Origin of the sequence: Streptomyces sp. ISL-36 (genome assembly GCF_018614205.1) — a bacterium.
Taxonomy (GTDB): Bacteria; Actinomycetota; Actinomycetes; order Streptomycetales; family Streptomycetaceae; genus Streptomyces.
Genome location: NZ_JAGGOS010000143.1, coordinates 1 through 18,694, shown reverse-complemented (window position 1 = coordinate 18,694; position 18,694 = coordinate 1). Strand labels below are relative to the sequence as shown.

At 73.7% G+C, this 18,694-nt stretch carries 13 protein-coding genes and 2 pseudogenes; 7 read left to right on the top strand and 8 right to left on the bottom strand.

Annotated elements, in window-relative coordinates:
• The 5 genes and pseudogenes from J7E93_RS31760 to J7E93_RS31740 form a co-directional block, all read right to left on the bottom strand.
• Positions 1-1,299 (bottom strand): annotated as a pseudogene (locus tag J7E93_RS31760) (hypothetical protein); the annotation flags it as partial.
• Between the two features lie 44 nt (positions 1,300-1,343).
• The gene (locus tag J7E93_RS31755; protein ID WP_215073492.1) at positions 1,344-2,249 is read right to left on the bottom strand and encodes a hypothetical protein; all 906 of its coding nucleotides are present in this window, start codon (positions 2,247-2,249) and stop codon (positions 1,344-1,346) included.
• Positions 2,246-2,866, bottom strand: a complete 621-nt coding sequence (locus tag J7E93_RS31750; protein WP_215073491.1) for a hypothetical protein — start codon at positions 2,864-2,866, stop codon at positions 2,246-2,248. The genes J7E93_RS31755 and J7E93_RS31750 overlap by 4 nt, the downstream gene beginning before the upstream one ends.
• A complete protein-coding gene (locus tag J7E93_RS31745) occupies positions 2,863-4,389 on the bottom strand; it encodes a hypothetical protein (RefSeq protein WP_215073490.1) in 1,527 nt (508 codons plus the stop codon). The genes J7E93_RS31750 and J7E93_RS31745 overlap by 4 nt, the downstream gene beginning before the upstream one ends.
• Before the next feature lie 111 nt (positions 4,390-4,500).
• A complete protein-coding gene (locus J7E93_RS31740; RefSeq protein ID WP_215073489.1) occupies positions 4,501-5,205 on the bottom strand; it encodes a GntR family transcriptional regulator in 705 nt (234 codons plus the stop codon).
• Positions 5,206-5,381: 176 nt separating this feature from the next.
• On the opposite strand from J7E93_RS31740, the gene J7E93_RS31735 reads away from it, so the two are divergent.
• The 5 genes and pseudogenes from J7E93_RS31735 to J7E93_RS31715 all read left to right on the top strand — a co-directional run bounded on the left by J7E93_RS31735 (position 5,382) and on the right by J7E93_RS31715 (position 9,759).
• Positions 5,382-6,674 (top strand): MFS transporter, encoded by a 1,293-nt coding sequence (locus tag J7E93_RS31735; RefSeq protein ID WP_215073488.1) that lies wholly within the window; start codon positions 5,382-5,384, stop codon positions 6,672-6,674.
• A pseudogene (locus J7E93_RS31730) lies at positions 6,671-7,470 on the top strand (putative hydro-lyase). Before J7E93_RS31735 ends, J7E93_RS31730 begins: the two are co-directional and overlap by 4 nt.
• A gap of 35 nt (positions 7,471-7,505) precedes the next feature.
• A complete protein-coding gene (locus J7E93_RS31725) occupies positions 7,506-8,276 on the top strand; it encodes a LamB/YcsF family protein (protein WP_215073487.1) in 771 nt (256 codons plus the stop codon).
• Positions 8,273-8,899 carry an allophanate hydrolase subunit 1 gene (locus J7E93_RS31720; protein ID WP_215073486.1) on the top strand — a complete coding sequence of 209 codons (627 nt, stop codon included), beginning with the start codon at positions 8,273-8,275 and terminating at the stop codon, positions 8,897-8,899. Before J7E93_RS31725 ends, J7E93_RS31720 begins: the two co-directional genes overlap by 4 nt.
• Positions 8,896-9,759: a biotin-dependent carboxyltransferase family protein gene (locus J7E93_RS31715; protein WP_215073485.1), complete on the top strand. Its 864-nt coding sequence runs from the start codon at positions 8,896-8,898 to the stop codon at positions 9,757-9,759. Before J7E93_RS31720 ends, J7E93_RS31715 begins: the two co-directional genes overlap by 4 nt.
• 65 nt (positions 9,760-9,824) lie before the next feature.
• Here J7E93_RS31715 and J7E93_RS31710 read toward each other — a convergent pair whose 3' ends face one another.
• The 3 genes from J7E93_RS31710 to J7E93_RS31700 all read right to left on the bottom strand — a co-directional run bounded on the left by J7E93_RS31710 (position 9,825) and on the right by J7E93_RS31700 (position 16,139).
• The gene (locus tag J7E93_RS31710) at positions 9,825-13,547 is read right to left on the bottom strand and encodes a hydantoinase B/oxoprolinase family protein (RefSeq protein WP_215073484.1); all 3,723 of its coding nucleotides are present in this window, start codon (positions 13,545-13,547) and stop codon (positions 9,825-9,827) included.
• A 540-nt stretch (positions 13,548-14,087) separates the two neighbouring features.
• Positions 14,088-15,503, bottom strand: coding sequence for a HEAT repeat domain-containing protein (locus tag J7E93_RS31705; RefSeq protein WP_215073483.1), 1,416 nt, complete (start codon positions 15,501-15,503; stop codon positions 14,088-14,090).
• A gap of 243 nt (positions 15,504-15,746) precedes the next feature.
• Complete coding sequence (locus J7E93_RS31700; protein WP_215073482.1) at positions 15,747-16,139, bottom strand: ankyrin repeat domain-containing protein; 393 nt, start codon at positions 16,137-16,139, stop codon at positions 15,747-15,749.
• 448 nt (positions 16,140-16,587) lie between these two features.
• On the opposite strand from J7E93_RS31700, the gene J7E93_RS31695 reads away from it, so the two are divergent.
• A complete protein-coding gene (locus J7E93_RS31695) occupies positions 16,588-16,782 on the top strand; it encodes a hypothetical protein (RefSeq protein WP_215073481.1) in 195 nt (64 codons plus the stop codon).
• Between the two features lie 43 nt (positions 16,783-16,825).
• Entirely contained in the window at positions 16,826-18,526 is a 1,701-nt protein-coding gene (locus J7E93_RS31690; protein ID WP_215073480.1) for a hypothetical protein, read from the top strand.
• Positions 18,527-18,694: the final 168 nt, after the last annotated feature.

Genomic DNA, 18,694 nt, shown 5'->3' with positions numbered 1-18,694 from the left:
CCGCTCGGCCTCACGGATCGCGGCGGCCACGCGCGCGGAGCGGTCGCTCGCGGCGCGGTGGCGCAGGACGGCCTCGGCGGCCTGCCAGGCGGAGTGCAGGGTGCGGGCGTCGGTGAGTTCGCGGCGCTGGGAGGCGGCGCTCTTCTCGGCGACGGTCAGGGCCAGGGAAGCGTGGCGGTAGGCCAGTTCGGCGGCGATGAGGGAGCTGCGGCCGCGTGCGGTCTCGGCCTCGGAGACGGCGTGGGCGGCCGAGGTGACCTGCTGGGCGAGTTCGGCGGTGCGGCCGCGCTCCTCGGTGGCGCGGGCGGAGAGCCGGCGGGCGAGCGTACGGGTGCGGCGCTCGGCGCCCGCGTGGACGTCACGCGCCCGTGCGCGGGTCTCGGCGGCGTCGACGATGCGGCCGAGAAGGTCGACGGAGCCCGCGGTGAAGTCCCGTTCCGCGGTGAGTTCGGCGCGGCGGCCGAGCTTGTTGCCGAAGCCGCTGACGAGGTCCGCGAGGCCGTCGGTGTCCCGGGCGTCGGTGACGGCCCGCAGGAGGAGGTCGGTGAAGTCGGAGTCCTTCTTGACCGCGAAGAGGCCGGCGGCCTCACCTTCGTCGGCGTTCATCTCCCGCTGGTAGCGGAAGAGTTCGGGGTCGAGACCGAGGTCGCCGAGGTGCTCGTTCCAGCGGTCGTGGATCTCCTCCCAGTAGACCTCCAGGTGCGGGTACGCCTTGCCGGCCTCGGTCAGGGCGTCGCGGAAGCCCTTCATGGTGCGGCGGCGGCCCTGGGCGCCGGACGCGCCCTCGACGGGCGGGCGTACGGAGGTGGCCTCGGCGACCGGGAGGTTGTCCAGGCTCAGGCCGGGGCCGGGACGGAAGGAGTACCAGGCCTCGGCGAACTTCCGCGGGTCGTTGGAGACCTGGCGTCCACGCCACTCGCTGGCCTTGCCGACGACGACGAGTTCGCCGGTCAGGGTGTGCTGCCACTCCAGGGCGACATGACCGCAGTCGTCGGCGAGCAGGAACTTGCGAAGCACGCCGGAGCTGGCGCCGCCGAGGGTGTTGCGGTGTCCGGGGAGCATGACCGAGAAGATCAGCTTGAGGAGGACGGACTTGCCGCCGCCGTTCTCCAGGAAGAGCACGCCCGCGGGCGCCGGGCGGCGCGGCGGGCCGACCGGCTCCTCCTCGAAGAACTCCGCCTGCGCGGGGGCGGGGTGGGGCACGGGCGCGCCGACTCCCCGCAGGTCCAGAACGGTGTCGGCGTAGCGCGCACCGGCGGGACCGATGGAGTAGAGGCGGACCCGGGACAGCTCGTACATGGCGGCGGACTCTCGTCGACTGGTTCGGTGATTACGCGGGGCGGTTACGCATGGAACGGCAGGCCGGCGCCGGCGGCCAGCTCGAGGTCGTCGCCGTCGGGCGGCGGCAGCAGGGTCGCGGAGCCGTCGCTGACCGGTACGACGCCGAGTTCGAGGAGCTCGGCCATGGCGGCGCTGCCGGCCATGTCGCGGACCTGGAGCTGGTAGCGGGCGGTGGTGCGGTAGGCGCCGCCCGCGTCGTCGCCGGTGCGCTGGAGGAAGCCGGAGTCGGTGAGGAAGGCGACGGCCTTGCCGACGATGCCGGTGGTGGAGCCGGCGAGCCGGCGGGCGTCCTTGGTGGCTCCCGTCGAGCTGCGGCGGGCGTAGATCCTCCAGGCCGCCTCCAGGCCGGGAGCGTCGGAGGCGGGGTCGGTGTTCTCGCCCTGCTCCTCCGCGCGCTCCTCGAGGCGGCGGCAGGCCTGGCGGACGAAGGCGTCGACGCCGTTGACGGTGAGACGGCCGATGTAGCCGTCGTCGGCGAGGTCCTCGGGGCGGGGGAAGGCCATGGCGGCGACGGCGAGGTGGGCGAGGCCGTGCAGGAAGCGGTCGGCGGAGTCGGTGGAGGCGCGGCGGGCGTAGTCGCCCATGCGGACGGCGAAGACGGAGTCCTCGTCCGCGGTGACGGCCATGCCCGCACGCGGGGAGACCTCCAGGACGACGAGGCCGAGACCGGTGGCGACGGCGTCGGCGAGGCGCGCGAAGGCGGTGTCCTCGCGGTAGCGCCGGAGGAGCTCGGCGTATTCGGCGTCGCGGGCGGGGAGCAGCTTGGGCTGGAGCCCGAACGAGACGAGCCGTGCGGCGTCCGCGGCGTCCGCGGGGGTGACCGCGGAGGAGGTGGTGGAGGGGGCGGGGGTCTGCGGGGGCTCCGGCTCGCTCCACGCGTCGGTGTGCTCGGCGTGGTGTTCGCTCACGGCTGAGGCTCCTCGGTGCGGGTGGTCGGTGGTGCGGTGGGGTCGGCGGCGGGTCGGGACAGGGGCAGCCGGACGGGTGTGACGCTCACACCCCGCCGCCTGGCCGGCACCTCGCCGACCGCGGCCGGCTCGGGCACCAGCCGGACGGCCCGCACATACGGTGCGGGGCTCCGACGGGCGGGCGCGGGCGGCAGCACGACACTGCCGGCCGCGGCTCGACGCGGCGCGGGGCCGTCCTCCTGCTCCGACTGCTCCGGCTGCTGCGGCTGCTGCGGCTGCTGCGGCTGCTGCGGCTGCTGCGGCTGCTGCGACTGTTCCGGCTGCTCCTCCGCGGGGCTCTCTGCCGTAGCGGAGACGGGACCTCCCGCACCGGAGACCGGACCTTCCGCACCGGAGGCGGTGCCCGCCGCACCGGCGACGGAACCGTCCGTACCGCAGGCGGCGCCCTCCGCGCCCGAGGTGGGGCAGGAGGCCGCGACCGGCTGCTCCGGGGGCGGGCTCTGGGCGCCCAGCCGGTCGCTGTTTCGGGCCGGGTCTCCGTCCGAGGGCAGGGCGGCCCTGCTGGGAGTCGTGGACGAGGTCCGTTCGGCCGCGGTGTCGGTGGGGGCGGTCGTCATGACGCCTCCGATCGGGCGGCGGCCATGCCCGCCGCGTCCAGGAGTGCCGTACCCACTATGAGATCGGCGCCGCCGAACTCCGGGTCGTCCAGTGGCGTGCCGTCGTCGACGGCGAAGAGCAGGCGCTCCTCGCCCTGGCGGTAGGCCGTGCCGACCGGGGGGCTCGCCGCGTGGACGGCGAGGAGGGCGACCAGATAGGGCAGGTCCGCGTCCCGGAGACGGGCCTCGGCGAGGAGGCCGGAAAGGCGGCGCGGGGCGTCGTGCTCCAGGTCGAGCAGTTCCATCGCGCTCGCGAGCTGCTCCTCGCTGAAGCGGCTGTCGTCGGGGGTGGCGATCAGGTCCGGCTCGGGCATCTCCGCGCCGAGGTGCGCGCGCTCGACGGGCGGGGTGAGCAGCATCTCCACCAGGTCGCCGACGCGCACGGCCGCGGGGGTGCGCAGGCCGGTGCCGCGGGCGAAGAAGGCATCGGTGACCCTGGTCGCCTGTTCGACGGGGAGCGGGAGCAGCGGGGCGACGAGCTGCCCGTACAGATCTATCCCGGTGTACGAGGTGGGGGCGGCGAAGGCCTGCCGGTCCTGCTCGGCGCGGAAGAGCGGGCCGGCCTCCAGGAGCCGGGACTGGAGCTGGGTGTGGCGGCGGATGCAGTCCTTGACGATGTCGACGAGCTCGGCGGCGCGCCGCTTGTGCTCGTGGTCCTCGGCCTCGTCGCGGGCCTTGCGGATGTTGGTGAGGATCGCGTTCTCGTGGCGGTAGCGGTCGGCGACGTGGTCGAGCGCCTCGGCGATCATGTCGGGGACGGCGTTGAGCCAGTCGACGGCGCGGACGTTGCGCCGGGTCGCCTCCAGGGTCTTGCGGAGGGTCTCGGCGTACTGCACGGTGCGGTAACGCGCCTGTTCGGCGGCGAGCTGGGCGTCGGCGAGCCTGCCCCGGCTGATCAGGATCTCCAGCTTCACCTCGGCGGCGATCTGGGCGCTGGTGACGTCGGTGTCGAGGGCGCCGACCAGGACGTTGACCGCTTCGTCGGTGGTACGGAGGTAGACGCCGCCTCCGTAGCCGGGGACCTCTTCGATCAGCTTGAAGTCGTAGTCCCGGCGGGTGTAGACGCCGTCGGCGCCGAAGGTGCCGTACACGGCGCGGAAGCCGCGGTCGACGCTGCCGACGTTGATCAGGTTCTCCAGGACCCAGCGGGCGACCCGCTCGTGCTCGGCGGCGGGTCGGCCGGGGGCCTGGGCGGCGACGCGGGGCAGGAGCCGGGCGACGATCTGCTCGTGGTCGGCGCCGGTGTCGAAGTCCATGTTGAGCGTGACGAGGTCGATGGCGGCGAGCGCGACCTCGGCCATCGCGTAGACCGAGTACTCACCGGCCAGATTCGCCTTGCGCGTGTCCAGATCGTGCAGCGGCGCGGTGCACGCGAGCGCGCGGAGCCGCCGCGCGAGCCCTTCGTCGGCGGCCGGACCCGGCGCGGGTCGCGGCCCCGCGCTGAGCTGGGGCGGAACGAGGTCCGTCGAGGCAGGCGAAGTCACGGTGCACAGATTAGGTCCTCGCACCGACAACGGTCGAAACGGCGCAGATGCGACCGCCGGGGGCTGCGCTCCGTGCGCGCCCGCGGCCGCCCTTCCCGCGGGTCGCGCCGCTCAGGCGTCGGGGGCCGCCGGGTCGTCGACCGCCTTCGCGTAGACCTCGACGATCCGCGCGCGGGAATCGTCGAGGTAGCGGGCCAGGAGGCGTTCCGCGGTCGCGCGTTCACCGGCGAGCAGGGCGTCCAGAATCTCCCGGTTTCGTACGAGATAGGGCTCGTGCAGACCTCGGGCGTCGTCCACGACGTGGAAGGCCAGCCGGAGTTCGGCGAGGACGCCTCGCATCAGTTCGTCGGTGCGGGCGCTGCCGGCCAGGGCGACGAGTTCGCGGTGGAAGTGGATGTTGGCGGTGGCGACGCCCTTCCAGTCCGCCGCGCGGGCCGCCCCCTCGCCCTCCTCGACGGCGTCGGCGAGGCCGTCGAGAGCGAACGGCGGCTGCCCCAGGCCGTGCACGACGGCGCATTCGACGAGACGGCGGGTGCGATAGATGTCGTCGACGTCGTCGACGGCGAGGACCCGGACGAAGACGCCCCTGTTGAGCTCGTGGGCGAGCAGCCGTTCATGGGTGAGCAGCCGGAACGCCTCGCGCAGCGTGTTGCGGGAGACGCCGAGCGCACCGCCGATGCTCTCCTCCGAGAGCCGGGTGCCGGGCGGGAAGAAGCCCTCGGCGATCCGGGTGCGCAGGATGTCCGCCACGCGTTCCGCCGTGCTCGTACGGCCCAGCAACGCCCGGTCGTCGGCGAGTTCGTCGATTCCGCCCACAGTGCCTCGTTCCTTCCGTCGTCCGCGGCCGAGTCAATCGCAGAAACAAGAACGAGACAACATGCCTCTTGTCGGATCGTTGAACAATCCTCTACGTTAACGACACCGCACGGTCCTCCAGCACGTCCCCCAGGTACGTCTCTCAGGCACGCTCCTCCCCCTCTGCGAGGTGCACAGTGAGCAGGACCCAGTCCCAGCAGCAGATCCGGCGTCACCCCCAGGGCGAACACCCCGACGACACGGGCGCTTTCGCCTGGCTGCGCGCCCTCGGGCCGCGCGGCCGGCGCGCCTTCGGCGGCGCTTTCGGCGGATACGCCCTGGATTCCTACGACTTCTTCACGCTGCCGCTGTCGATGGTGGCCATCGCCGCCTACTTCAGCCTCGACAAGGGCCAGACCGGGCTCCTCACCACGGTCACCCTCGTCGTCTCGGCGATCGGCGGCGCGCTCGCCGGCATCCTCGCCGACCGCATCGGCCGGGTGAGGGCGCTGATGATCACCGTCATCACCTACGCGCTCTTCACCGTGTTGTGCGGCTTCGCCCCCAACTACGAGACGCTGCTGGTCTTCCGGGCCCTCCAGGGGCTCGGCTTCGGCGGCGAGTGGGCGGTCGGCGCTATCCTGGTCGCCGAGTACGCCTCCGCCAGGCACCGGGGCCGTACCCTCGGCGGCGTCCAGAGCGCCTGGGCGGCCGGCTGGGCCCTCGCGGTGATCGTCTACACGCTGGTCTTCCAGTTCGTCGACGCCGACACCGCCTGGCGCGTCATGTTCTGGACGGGCGCGCTGCCCGCCCTGCTCGTCGTCTACGTCCGACGGAACGTCGAGGACGCGCCGCACGCCGCCGAAGTGCGGCGCACCAGCGCCGAACGCGGTTCGTTCACGGCCGTCTTCAAGCCGCCGCTGCTGCGCACCACCCTCTTCGCGGTCCTGCTCTCGACGGGTGTGCAGGGTGGCTACTACACCCTCGCCACCTGGGTGCCCACCTTCCTGAAGACGGAGCGCGGGCTGACCGTGGTGGGCACCGGCGGCTATCTGACCTTCCTCATCTCGGGAGCCTTCATCGGCTACCTGACCGGCGGGTATCTCACCGACCGGCTGGGCCGGAAGAAGAACATCGCGCTGTTCGCCTTCCTTTCGGCGCTGTCCGTCCTCGCCTACACGAACATCCCCTCCGGGGCGAACACCCTCCTGCTCGTCCTCGGTTTCCCGCTCGGCTTCTGCATGTCGGCCATCTTCAGCGGCTTCGGCTCCTTCCTCGCCGAGCTGTATCCGACGGCCGTACGGGGCACGGGACAGGGCTTCACGTACAACACCGGGCGCGCGGTGGGCGCCGTCTTCCCGACCCTGGTCGGCTTTCTCGCCGAGAGCTGGGGCGTCGGCGGCGCGCTGGTCTTCGGTGCCATCGGCTACGGCCTCGCCGTGCTGGCGCTCCTCGGCCTGCCGGAGACCCGCGGGAAGGAACTGTCATGAGCGACACAGCGGTTCCCGACCCGCGGACGGCACGCGCGCGTGCCAGGGCCGGAGCGACCGGCCCCACGGCCGGCTGGGCTCCCGGCCACACCCAGGTCAACCTGATCGCGGTCCCCGCGGACTGGGCGTACGACGTGCTCCTGTTCTGTACCCGCAACCCCCGGCCGTGCCCGGTCCTCGACGTCACCGACGCCGGTTCCTGGACGACGGAGCTGGCCCCCGGCGCCGACCTGCGGACGGACATCCCGCGCTACCGCGTCTGGGAGCACGGTCGGCTCGTCGACGAACCGACCGAGGTGACCTCGTACTGGCGCGGCGACCTGGTGTCGTTCCTCATCGGCTGCAGCTTCACCTTCGAGGCCTCCCTCGCGGAGGCCGGTGTGCCGCTGCGCCACGTCGAGCAGGGCCGCAACGTGTCCATGTTCGTGACCGACCGGGCCTGCCGGCCCGCCGGACGGCTGCGTGGCCCGATGGTCGTCTCGATGCGCCACGTCCCGGCGGACCTCGTCCCCACGGCACGGCGGATCAGCGGGCTGCTGCCCGCCGTGCACGGTGCGCCCGTGCACGCGGGCGATCCCGCGGCGCTCGGCATCCGCGATCTGGAGCGCCCCGACTTCGGCGACGCCGTCGCGGCGGAACCGGGGGACGTACCGGTGTTCTGGGCCTGCGGAGTCACCCCCCAGGCCGCGGTGATGGCCTCGCGCCCGCCGTTCGCCCTGACGCACGCGCCGGGCCGGGCCGGATGCTCGTCACCGATGTACGCGACGCGCGCTACCGCGTCGACGTCCGACCGTAGGACCGGAAAAGACCGGGGAAGAAGGAAGCGACACCATGACCTGGGCCTCGATCGACCTCAACGCCGACCTCGGAGAGGGCTTCGGCCGCTGGACGCTCACCGACGACGAGGAGCTTCTCTCCGTGGTCACCAGCGCCAACGTGGCCTGCGGCTTCCACGCCGGGGACGCCGTCACCATGCGGCGGGTCTGCGAGCAGGCGGCGGCCAGGGTGGTACGGATCGGCGCCCAGGTCTCCTACCGCGATCTGGCCGGCTTCGGCCGGCGCTCGATGGACGTCCCGGCGGACGAGCTGGCGGCCGAAGTGGCCTACCAGATCGGCGCCCTGGAGGTCTTCGCCCGGGCCGCCGGCACGCGGGTCTCGTACGTCAAGCCGCACGGCGCGCTCTACAACCGGGTGGTCCGTGACGAGGAGCAGGCGCGCGCGGTCGTCGACGGGGTCCTCCTCGGCGGCGGCGGCGAGGGCCTTCCGGTGCTCGGGCTGCCCGGTTCGCGGCTGCACGAGGCGGCCGAGGCAGCGGGCCTGCCCGTCGTCACCGAGGCCTTCGGCGACCGGGCGTACACGGCGGACGGCTCCCTGCTGCCACGGGGGCAGGAGGGAGCCGTCGTCACCGATCCCGCCGAGGTCGTGGAGCGTTCGCTGTCCATGGCCCGCTTCGGGGTGGTCACCTCGCACTGCGGGCACACCGTCGCCGTCCGGGCGCGGTCGCTCTGTCTGCACGGGGACACCCCCGGCGCGGTGGGGCTCGCCCGGCGGGTCCGTGCGCAGCTCGAAGCTGCCGGGGTCCGGGTGGAGGCGTTCGCATGAAGGCGCGGCGGGTGTTCCGGGTGGGCGAGCGGGCGCTGCTCGTCGAGCTGGCGAGCGGACCGGAGACGGAGGCCTTCCACGCCGAGCTGCTGCGCCGCCGGGCGGGTGGTGCGCTGCCCGTCGTACGGGAGATCGTGCCGGCGGCGCGGACGGTGCTGCTCGACGGGGTCGACGCCCCGGACGTGCTGGCCGGGCAGCTGCGGGAGTGGACGATTCCGCCGCTCCACGCGCGCGTGGAGCGGGCCATCGAGGTGCCGGTCCACTACGACGGTCCCGACCTGGCGGAGGTCGCGGCGCTGTGGGGGGTGTCCGTGGAGACGGCGGTCCGGATCCACTCCGCCGCCGAGTACCGCGTCGCCTTCTGCGGTTTCGCGCCGGGCTTCGGCTACCTGACGGGGCTCGGCGAGCCGTACCAGGTGCCGCGCCGGGCCACCCCGCGCACCTCCGTCCCGGCCGGCGCGGTCGCGCTGGCGGGGCCGTACACGGGGGTGTACCCGCGCTCCTCCCCCGGCGGCTGGCAGCTGATCGGCTCCACCGACGCGGTGCTCTGGGACGCGTCCCGTGAGCCGGCCGCGCTGCTCACGCCCGGCGCCCGGGTCCGTTTGGTGGTGGAGCACCGGTGACCGATCGTGCTTTCGCCGTCGTACGGGCCGGAGCGCTGACCACGGTGCAGGACCTGGGGCGGTTCGGCTGGGCCCATCTGGGCGTCCCGCGCTCGGGCGCGCTGGATCCGGGGGCGGCGCGGCTGGTGAACCGGCTCGTCGGCAACGCGGAGGGCGCTGCGGTCCTGGAGACCACGGTCAACGGGTGCGCGGTGCGGCCCCGGTGCGCGGTGACGGTCGCGGTGGGCGGGGCACCGTGCTCCGTCACCGTGGACGGGCGCCCGGCCGCCTGGGGGACGGCGCTACGGGTGGGCCCCGGGGCCCTCCTGGAGGTCGGCGCCGCCGTGCGCGGGCTGCGCTCGTACGTGGGGTTCGGCGGCGGGGTCGCCGTCGACCCGGTCCTCGGCAGCCGCTCCACCGACCTGCTGTCGGGGCTTGGCCCGGCACCGCTCGCCGACGGGGCCGTGCTGCCGTTGGGGCGGGAATCGGCCGCACGGGCGCCGGTCGACGCTCCTCCCTGGCCGGGCCCGCCGAAAGAACTCGTCCTGCGGGTCCGGCTCGGGCCGCGTGACGACTGGTTCACCAGCGGGGCGCTCCACACCCTCGCCACGCGCGCGTACCTCGTCTCCTCCGCCGGCAACCGCATCGGCCTGCGCACCGAGGGCCCGGCCCTGGAACGGGCCGTCCCCGGCGAACTGCCCAGCGAGGGCATGGTGCTGGGCGCGGTCCAGGTTCCGCCGGACGGCCGTCCGGTGGTCTTCCTCGCGGACCATCCGACGACCGGTGGCTACCCGGTGGTCGCGGTGGTGCGGGAGCGGGACCTGGCGGCGGCGGCGCAGGCGGTGCCGGGAACCACCGTGCGGTTCGTGCCGGTGCGATGAGGGCTCAGCGCTCCACCCGCTCCACCCGATGAGAGCTCGGCATGGGATGGGAGCGCGGCATGGGGTCAGCGCTCCACGGGCGCGCAGCCGCCTCCGGAGCGCGGTTCGGGCTCCCCGGGGGCAACGGCGCCGTATCCCCCGCCGCCGGGCGTCCGGAGCACCAGGACGTCGTCGGGGCCTACCTCGGTCGCGTCGACTCCGGCGAGGTGCTCGACCGTGCCGTCGGCGCGTTCGACCGTGTTCTCGCCGAGGGCTCCCGGCTCCCCTCCGGCCATGCCGTAGGGCGGGACACGGCGGTGGCCGGTCAACAGGGTCACCGTCATCGGCTCCAGGAAACGGATCCGGCGCTCCACCCCGTTGCCGCCGCGCCTGCGGCCGCGACCGCCGCTGCCCTCCCGTACGGCGAAGGAGTCCACCCTGACGGGGTGGCGCCACTCCAGGATCTCGGGGTCGGTGAGCCGGGAGTTGGTCATGTGGGTCTGGACGGCATCGGCGCCGTCGAAGCCGTCGCCCGCGCCTGAGCCGCTCGCCACGGTCTCGTAGTACTGCACGCGCGCGTTGCCGAAGGTCACGTTGTTCATCGTCCCCGACCCCTCGGCCTGGACGCCGAGGGCCGCGTACAGGGCGCCCGTGACGGCCTGGGAGGTCTCGACGTTCCCGGCGACGGTCGCCGCGGGGTAGGCCGGCGCGAGCATGGAGCCGGGCGGGACGCGGATGTCGAGGGGTTCGAGGCAGCCGCTGTTGAGCGGGATGTCGTCGTCGACGAGGGTGCGGAAGACGTACAGGACGGCGGCCATGACGACGGAGGTGGGGGCGTTGGCGTTGCCCGCCTGCTGAGGCGAGGTCCCGGTGAAGTCGACGACGGCGGCGCGCCGTTCGCGGTCGACGCGAACCGCCACCTGGATGACCGCGCCGCCGTCCGTCTCGTAGCGGTAGGAACCGTCCCGCAGCCCGGCGACGATCCGCCGTACGGACTCCTCCGCGTTGGCGCGCACGTGCCGCATGTAGGCGTGGACGACGTCGAGGCCGAACTCGTCGGCCATGGCCCGGAGTTCCTCGATGCCCTTCTCGTTGGCGGCGATCTGGGCGCGCAGGTCGGCGAGGTTGGTGTCCGGGTCGCGGGAGGGGTACCGGGCGCCGGTCAGCAGGGCTCGTGTCTCCTCCTCCCTCAGCCGTCCGTCCCGTACGAGCAGCCAGTTGTCGAAGAGGACCCCCTCCTCGTGGACGGTCCTGCTGAACGCGGGCATGGAGCCGGGTGTGATGCCGCCGATCTCGGCGTGGTGCCCGCGCGAGGCGACGGCGAAGAGCAGCTCGTCCCCGGAATCGTCGAACACGGGTGTCACCACGGTGATGTCGGGGAGGTGGGTGCCGCCGTGGTACGGGTCGTTGACGGCGTAGACGTCGCCGGGGCGCAGGGAGTCGCCGCCCCGCCGCAGCACCTCCTTGATGGACTCGCCCATGGAGCCGAGGTGCACGGGGATGTGCGGCGCGTTGGCGATGAGGTTCCCCTCGGCGTCGAACAGGGCGCAGGAGAAGTCGAGGCGCTCCTTGATGTTGACGGAGTGGGCGGTGTTCTCCAGCCGTACGCCCATCTGCTCGGCGATCGCCATGAAGAGGTTGTTGAAGACCTCCAGGAGGACGGGGTCGACGTCCGTGCCGGCGGCGACCCGTGCGGGGCGGGGCCGCACGCGCGTGAGGACCAGGTGTCCGCCGTCGCCTGCGGCGGCCTGCCAGCCCTCGTCGACGACGGTGGTGGCGTCGGCCTCGGCGAGGATCGCGGGGCCGGGGACCGTGTCGCCGGGGCGCAGATCGTCACGCCGGTAGAGCGGGGCCGCTACAGCGGCGCTGTACCGGCCGCGCGGGGCCGGGGCCGGTTCGACCGCACTGTACCGGCCGCGCGGGGCCGGGGCCGGTACGGCCGCGCCGCCGCCGCTGTACATCCGTACCGTCGCCCGGGGCGCGAGCTGCCCCTCGCGTGCGCCCGCGTCGACGGCCACCGGGCCGTGGGGTCCGGCGAGGCCGACCGCCTCCACGGAGACCGCCTCGACGACGAGCGGCTTGTCCATGGTGAAGGCGTACCGCGCGCGGTGGGCGGTGGTGAACGCGGCGGCCATCTCGTCATCGGAGGCGAGGCCCACCTGGAGGCTCGCGTCCGTGCCGGCGTACCGCAGGAGCACGCGCGCGCGGGTGGTGATCGCGGAGTCCGGCAGCCCGTCCGCGCGCAGTTCCTCCCTGGTCCTCTCGGCGAGCGCTTCGCAGAGCTCCGTCACGCGCGCGTGGGTCCCCGGTGCGCCGAGTTCCGCCTCGACCGACTGCTCGCGCATGGCGGTGGCGTCGGCGAGGCCGATCCCGTACGCGGAGAGCACCCCGGCGAGCGGTGGCACGAGGACGGTGTCGACGCCCAGCGCGTCGGCGACGGCGCAGGCGTGCTGGCCGCCGGCGCCGCCGAAGCTGGTGAGGGCGTAGCGGGTGATGTCGTGACCGCGCTGGACGGAGATCTTCTTGACGGCGTTGGCCATGTTGAGGACGGCGATCTCGAGGAAACCGGCGGCGACCTGCTCGGGGGTGCGCCCGCCGCCGATCTCCGCGGCGAGGGCGGTGAACTTCTCGCGGACGACGTCGGCGTCGAGCGGCTGGTCGCCGTCGGGCCCGAAGACGGCCGGGAAGTGGGCGGGCTGGACGCGGCCGAGCATCACATTGGCGTCGGTGACGGTCAGCGGGCCGCCGCGGCGGTAGCAGGCGGGGCCGGGGACGGCGCCCGCGGAATCGGGTCCTACGCGGTAGCGCCTGCCGTCGTAGTGGAGGACGGAGCCTCCGCCGGCGGCGACCGTGTGGATGTTCATCATCGGGGCGCGCATCCGTACGCCGGCGACCTGTGTACCGAGTTCACGCTCGAACTCGCCCGCGTAGTGCGACACATCGGTGGAGGTGCCGCCCATGTCGAAGCCGATGACCCGGTCGAAACCGGCCTGCCGGGAGGTGCGGGCCATGCCCACGACGCCGCCCGCCGGGCCGGACAGGACCGCGTCCTTGCCCCGGAAGTGGGCGGCCTCCCGCAGGCCGCCGTTGGACTGCATGAACATCAGCCGGATCCCGGCGAGTTCCCGCGCCACCTCGTCGACGTACCGGCGCAGGATCGGGGAGAGATAGGCGTCCACGACGGTGGTGTCGCCGCGGGGGACGAGTTTGATGAGCGGGCTGACCTCGTGGGAGCAGCTGACCTGGGCGAAGCCGAGGGCGTGGGCGAGGGCGGCGATCCGGGTCTCGTGGACGGGATGGCGGTAGCCGTGCATCAGGACGACGGCGGCGGAGCGGTATCCGTCGCGGCGGGCCTCGGCCAGCGCCTCGGTGACGGTGTCCTCGTCGAGCGGGCGCACCACCCGCCCGTTGGCGTCGACGCGCTCCGGGACCTCGACCACCCGCTCGTGGACGGCCTCGGGGAGCACGATGTGGCGGTCGAATAGCCGAGGCCGGTTCTGGTACGCGATGCGTAGGGCGTCCCGGAAGCCCTGGGTGACGAGGAGGACGGTCGGCTCGCCGCGACGCTCCAGGAGGGCGTTGGTGGCGACGGTCGTGCCCATCTTGACGACGTCGATCCGGTCGGCGGGGACGGGTTCGCCGGGTCCGAGTCCGAGGAGGAGCCGGATCCCGGCGACGGCGGCGTCATGGGGGCGGTCGGGGTCGTGGGAGAGGAGTTTGCGGGTGACGAGCCGGCCGTCGGGCCGTCGGCCCACGATGTCGGTGAAGGTGCCGCCACGGTCGATCCAGAACTCCCAGCGCCCGCTCATTCCGCCATTGTGGCCACCGGCGCGCCGAGGGACACCGCGGCGAGGACGGCGGGCAGGGCGCGTTTCGGCCCGCCGACGGAGCCGGGCTCCGCTGCCGTCCGCCCGGTGCCGCAGCTCGGCCCCAGGAGGTGTGGCGGCAGCGGGTCGTGGCAGCGTCGTACGCCTCCGGCCGGTGGGCGGCGGTGGCGCGCCGCAGCAGGGCGTCCGCGCGGGTGGGCGGGGGGCTCTTCGGGCTCGGGCGAGGGCGGCGTGGCGTGGGCGAGGCGGAACAACGGCCGGGGCACCCAGCCGTAGCCGGCCGAAGCGGAGCAACGGCCGGGGCACCCAGCCCTCCGGCGGTGCCGGGCCTGAGCCGCGCGCCCGTCCTCGTGCCCCACTGGACACCCGTGCCGGTCCAGAGCTCCCGGGGCCCGTGGCGGTCCGGTGCCGGCCGTCCGGCGCCCCGCCGCGGTGGCCGGTCCGGGCGGGGCCGCGAGTCCGGGGGGTCGGGGGTCCGGGCGGAGGTCGGGGGCCAGGGGGCGGGTCTCTCCGGGGCCGGGTTCAGACCTGCAGGTCGGGCCCTATCCGGTTGCGTACCGCCGTCTGGACCTCGGCCTCCTCGGCCGGGTCCGCGGCCAGGCGCCGCAAGCGCTCCGCGACCCGTACGTCGCCGGTCTCGGCGTGCAGCGCCGCCACCTCGCGGGTGGTCTCCTCGCAGTCCCAGAGGCACTCGACGGCGAAGCCCGTCGGAAAAGTCGGGTCGGTGGCGGCGAGGGCGCGGGCCGTGCGGCCGCGGAGCTGGGAGGAGGCGGTCTCCCGGTAGACGTGGCGGAGCACGGGGGCGGCGCAGGCGATGCCGAGGCGCCCGGCGCCGTCGACGAGGGTGTAGAGCGCGGTCGCGTCGGGGCCCTCGGCCCGGACGGTCTCCCGCAGGGCGCCGAGGACGAGGTGGGCGTCCCGGGCCCCGCCCCGGCAGGCGAGGACGCCGGCTGCGGCGGCGCCGAGGGGATCGGGCCGGTGGACCCAGCCACGGGCGCGGTCCACGGCGTCCTCCCCGCACATCCGCTCGAAAGCGGAGACGGCGGCTTCGGCGACGGTACGGGAGTCACTGCCGGCCGCGGCCTCGATGAGGTCGAGCACGGCGGGATCGCGCGCCTCGGCGAGGTAGTGCAGGGCGGCGCAGCGCGCGCCGTCGGGGCCGCTGCGGGCGGCCTGGACGATCGCCGCCCGGTCCTCGGGTCCGGCGACGGCGGTCAGGCAGCGGGCGGCGGGGCCGTGCAGGACGGTGCCACGCTCCAGGCCCTCCTGGGCCCAGTCGAAGACCGCCTGGACGCTCCAGCCGGGCCGGGGCCCGCTCGGTCGCATCTGGCGCTGCCAGCGGTCGAAGGAGCCCTGTTCCCGGGCCGCCCTGATCCGGCCGCCGACAGCGTCGCGCCGGTCCTCGGCCCACAGCCGCCAGGGGCGGGGCTCGAAGGCGTCCCGTACGGCACTCGCGAGCTCGGCGTCACCCTCGGGGGTGGCGGGGAAGCGGGCGAGGACGGGGACGGCGAGCGACCGCAGGCCGGCGTCGTCGTCGCGCAGGGCGAGCTCGTCGAGCGCCCAGGCCCAGTTGGTGCCGCTCGCGGCGTACCGCCGGAGCAGTGCCAGGGCGTCCCGGCGGCCGTAGGAGGCCAGGTGTCCGAGGACGGCGAGGGCGAGCCCGGTCCTGTTCTCCTCGGTGTCGAAGAGGTCGTCGGCCCCGAAGAGGTGGGCCTCGATCTCCTCGAGCCCGCCGTGCAGGTCGAGGTAGAGACGGGCGTAGTAGAGGGAGCGGTTCTCGACCTGCCAGTCGTGGCGGGGGTCACTGAGAACACAGTGGTTCAGGCCCGCGAGGGCTTCGGCGCGTGGCGCGGCGAGCGCGTGCAGAGTGCCGTCGCCGCGGCCCCTCTGCAGCAGGCCGAGCAGGGTGCCGCTCGGCGCTATGACTGGTTCGAACATGGAGGATGCCTCACATCAAGCTGTCGACACGACCGGGGAGTACCGGGGACTGGTGATCGCCTAGGCCGCGCAGCAACATGGAGGGCCGCCCGTCGTCCTTCGCTTGGTGTTGACCATCTTCCTCTGCCTCTCGTCGGTGGCCCCTTGCGGGCCCGACGTCATGATGACCCAGCCATTTCGCCACCGCGACCACATTTACGACACCGCTCTCACCTGGGGTTCAGTGCCCGTTCACCCTGATCTTCACTGGGCGCCGAACAGTTCGAGGAGTTCTGCCTTCCCAAACATCCGAGCAGTATCCACGGCGGACGGAGTCCCTGCTTCCGGATTTGCCCCGCCGGCGAGCAGGACGCGGACGACCTCGTCCTCACCCTTGAAGACCGCGCCGGCGAGCGGGGTCTGACCGCGGTCGTTGGCGCGGTCGGCGTCCGCGCCACGGGCGAGCAGGGTCCCCACCGCGTCGGCATGCCCGTGATAGGCGGCGAGCATGACGAGGGAGTCGCCCTTCTCGTTGGTGAGGTTCGCGGGGACGCCCGCGTCGACGTAGGCGGCCAGTGCCTCGGCGTCGCCCGTGCGTGCCAGGTCGAAGACCTTTCCGGCCAGTTCGACGACCTCGGGGTCCGGAGTCTCGCTCATCGGGGCGTGCCCGCCTTTCTCTCGTGCTCTGGTGATCTCGTGCTCTGGTGATCTCGTACCGGAGACCTCTTGCGAGGTTCTCTTGCCGGAGATCTCTTGCGGAGATCTCCTGCCGGAGATCTCTTCCTGCTGATCTCGGTGTCGACCGGGGCACTGACCTCGGCCTCGGCCTGCGCCTGGCAAGCGCCGCCGTACGAGTGAATCGACAGGGTACTGCCCGTGCGGCGACATGACCGGGACCGTCCGCGGCAAAGATCACCCCAGCCGCGCCCGGGGCCGGCCGGCGGGAGCGCGGCCGGTGCGTTTCGCCACCCGGACGAGCCCTCCCCATCCGCCAGTCAAGTGAAATCGCCCGCCTTTCACCCATATGCACCTTTAATCGCATAGATACCTACGGTGAATCTGGAAGGACTCATGGTGACTGTCCCCTCAACCAGGAGAACACCTCATGATCCTGTCCATCTCAGGCGTGGTCCTGCTCGGCATCATCTGCTTCCTGTTCTTCAAGAAGGACGGACTCAAGGCATCCCACGCATTCGTCTGCTCGCTCTTCGGCTTCTACCTGGCGGGCACCGCCATCGCGCCGAGCATCACGGCGGGCGGTCAGAGCCTCGCCAGCCTTCTGGGCGGGATCAATTTCTGACGCGCCCGCTCCACAGCCCCTTCCACAACTCCAGGAGTACGACGTGGCCCGGCGACCACTCCCCCGCATTCTGAGCAGCGGCAGCGACCGGATCGCTCGCAGTCGAGAGATCGCGCGCACGGCCGCCGACAGCGCCACGGATGTGCTCCATCCGCTGATCACCCTCACGCGTGGTCTGCGGAAGCTGGCCGCGACCGCGCGCGCCAGGTGGGCCGCGACTCCCAAGGAGCGGCGCGGTCCCACGCTGTTCCTGGTCGCGGCCTGCGTCCTCGTCCTCGCCCTCGTCCCGTACGGGCCGCTCCTCGCGCTCGTCTCGGTCATGGGCGCGGCGGCGTGGAAGGGGCGTGAGCGCCCGGTCGTGAAGACCGGGCCCGACGATGCCGAGATCGAGCGGCTCAAGAGCCTCTACGAGGCGCTGGTGCCGTACTTCTCCGTCCCCGAGGACCCGGCCCCGCTCTTCGCCCACGGCGGGGACTGGAGCGGCGCCTTCGGCGACTTCGCCTTCGACGACGGCGGTCGCCTCACCCGCCTGCGGATCAGGTACCCCGCCTACTTCACCGACGGGGAGGTCTCCTCCCGCGCCCGGATCGAACAGCTGCTGCACGCCAAGTCGGGGCGCGGCCGGGAGTACCTCTTCGACTGGGACCAGGAGGGCAACGAGCTCGTCATGAGCGTGCTGCCCGCCCTGCCCACCACGATCGCCGCCCAGCGCTTCGTCACCGCGCCGGGCGAGACGGTCCTCGGCTTCACCGATGCCGACGCCGTGCAGCGGACGGTGCCGGTCCTCGCCGCCGACGGCGAGAAGGACGCTCCGCCCGTGGTCTGGCGCACCGGCCCGCGCTCGACCGAGCCGCATCTGCTCGCCGTCGGCCAGCCCGGCAGCGGCACCACCTCCCTGGTGCGCTCCCTCGCCCTGCAGGCCCTGCCCCACGGCGACGTCCTCGTCATCGAGGGCAGCGGGACCGGCGAGTACGCCTGTCTGACCGGCCGTGTCGGCGTGCTGGCCGTCGAGTGCGGTCTCGCGGGCGCGCTGGCGAGCCTGGAGTGGGCGGCCCACGAGACCGAGCGGCGGCTGATCGCCGCGAACCGGGCGCGTCAGGCGGGTCACCCCGCCCCCGAGGACACCAAGCGTCCGCTGTGGATCCTGCTCGACCGGCCGAGCGTCCTCGGCCATCTGGCGGCGGCGGCCGGGCGCCCCGACCCGCAGGACCTCCTTCAGGTGCCGCTGCGGCACGGCCGGGCCGCCCAGGTCACGGTGGTGGTGGCGGAGCAGTTCGACAGCGTGGACGCGCTGAGCGAGACGGTACGGACACACACCCGCGCCCGCGTGGTGCTCGGCCACGCCTCCCCCGCGCAGATCGAGTCGGTCCTCGGCGTGGCGCCGCACACCACGCCGACCCCGGTCGTCCCGCCGGGCCGCGGCTACGCCCGCCTCGGTACGGGGCCGGTCCTGCGCCTGCAGGTTCCGGCGACGCCCGACCCGTACGACGACGCGACGAGCGAGGCGCACCGCAGGGCCGTCCTGGAGCTCCTGCCGGAGCGCCAGGACGCCATGGCGACGGCGATCGAGGCGGTCCCCGGCTCGGCCCCGGACCCCGGCCTCATCCCCGGCGCGACTCCTGCCCGGGCGCCCGAATCCGTCTCGCCGGTCGTCGCCCCGCCCGCGCCCGTCATCTCCCCGTCCGCCCCGCAACCGGGCCCGGGGCCGGTCCCGCGCCACGCCCCGGTCCCCGCGGAGGGCTGACGACGCACCGGAGGGCGGGTACGGACCTGGATCCGTACCCGCCCTCCGGCCTTGCTCCGCGCCCGGGGGGACCGGGGATCGCACCCCCGGGACCTCGGACCGCGTCACGGGAATCGCACCCCGGGGACCTCGGACCGCATCCCGGGGACCGGGGATCGCACCCCCGGG